The 1,633-nt window shown below is 66.0% G+C and carries 3 protein-coding genes; all 3 read right to left on the reverse strand.

Going from position 1 to position 1,633, the window contains the following annotated elements:
* Positions 1-698, reverse strand: a 698-nt coding sequence (locus WCB02_RS10585; RefSeq protein WP_423958062.1) for an LrgB family protein, incomplete at its 3' end; no start/stop codon positions are given.
* Positions 691-1,089 (reverse strand): CidA/LrgA family protein, encoded by a 399-nt coding sequence (locus tag WCB02_RS10590; protein WP_423958064.1) that lies wholly within the window; start codon positions 1,087-1,089, stop codon positions 691-693. The genes WCB02_RS10585 and WCB02_RS10590, both read right to left, overlap by 8 nt.
* A 64-nt stretch (positions 1,090-1,153) precedes the next feature.
* Positions 1,154-1,612, reverse strand: a complete 459-nt coding sequence (locus WCB02_RS10595) for a PaaI family thioesterase (protein ID WP_423958065.1) — start codon at positions 1,610-1,612, stop codon at positions 1,154-1,156.
* Positions 1,613-1,633: the final 21 nt, after the last annotated feature.

Here is a 1,633-nt window from a genome sequence, read left to right on the forward strand (position 1 = left end):
ACCGGAACCAGCAGCGACGTCACCAGCGCGTTCAGGCTCATGGCAATGGCGGCGAACGCGCCCGCAACGACATCGACCTGAAATGCGCGAGCGGTGCCGATGCCGTGGGCGGCGAGCCCGACTGCGAAGCCGCGCGCCCGAAAATCCCTGATGCCGCTGCGATTCATCAAGGGCGTGACGATGATCGCGCCCATGATGCCGGTCAGGATCACCGAGACCGCCGTGAGCGAGGGGTCGGCGTGCAGGGATTCGCTGATGCCCATGGCAACGCCCGCGGTGACCGATTTCGGCGCCAGCGACAGAATCACCGTGCGCGGCAGGCCGGCGAGTTTTGCCAGCACCACCACCGACACGATCGCGGTGACGGAACCTGCCGCCAGCGCCAGCAGCATCGGCAGGACCGCCGTCGCCACCACCTTGCGGTTCTCGTAGAGCGGCACCGCCAGCGCCACGGTCGCCGGCCCAAGCAGGAAATGCACGAACTGCGCGCCAGCGAAATAGGTCGTGTACGAGGTGCCGGTGAGCAGCAGGAACGCACCGATGATCCAGATCGAATGCAGCACGGGATTGACCAGCACATGCCGATGCGTCTTCAGCGACACCGCGTCCACCATCGCATAGACCAGCAGTGTCACGGTCAACCAGAGCAGCGGCGACTGTGACAGATAGACCCAGAGCGAGAACGGGTTTTCAGTCATCTTTCATTCCCGGCGCGTCCTTCCGCGTCATCAGGCGGCTGGCGAACAGAAACGTCGCGACCGTCGCCAGCAGGGTGACGACCACGGACACGGCCAGGATGGCGATGATGACGAGGCCATGCGCCACCAGGAGATCGAGCTTCTGCACGACGCCGACGCCGGCCGGAACGAACAACAGCGATAGATTGGCGAGCAGGCCGCGGCTGGCTGTTTCAATGCCGCCGTCCTGCAGCGGACCGCGGGCGAGAATCCCAAATCGATCGCGCGCCAGCAGCAGCAGCACCAGCAGCATCAGGCCGATGACCGGCCCCGGCATCGGCAGGCCAAGACCGCGCACGGCGGCTTCGCCGATCAACTGACAGAGCAGGATGAGGCCGAGGCTTGCGATCATCGCCATCTCGCATGCGGACATCGTCGCATCAGGCGGGCCCCGGCATGCGGCTGTCGATATTCCGTCATGAAGGCGGCGGAGATGGCCTCGGGACGATCGCCATCAGCGTCGCGGTCATCGTGGCGACCAGGCTTTCGACCTCTCGATGCTGCGCGAAGGCGCGGGCCTCGCAGACCGTCAGCGTTCGTCCGGGCTTGACGACGCTCGCCCGGAACAGGAAGCGCTCGCCCCTCGCCGGCGCCAGCAGGTTGGTCTTGAACTCCACGGTCAGGATATCGGCACCCGCCGGCATCAGCGTGAAGGCGGCGATGCCGCAGGCATTATCGAGCCCTGCGGTGATGATCCCGGCATGAACGAAGCCATTCTGCTGGGTGAAAGCCGACGCATAGGCCATCGCGAGATCGACCTCGCCCGGCTCCAGCCGCGCGATCGAGATGCCGAGGGTGCGCATCGCCGGCTGCGCCGCGAAGGTCGCGGCCGCGGCTACCTTATAATCGGGGTTCTTCGGCTGGAAGCGCGGCATATCCGATCTCAGGCCATGGCC

The sequence above is a fragment of the Bradyrhizobium sp. genome (genome assembly GCF_049581145.1).
GTDB lineage: Bacteria > Pseudomonadota > Alphaproteobacteria > Rhizobiales > Xanthobacteraceae > Bradyrhizobium.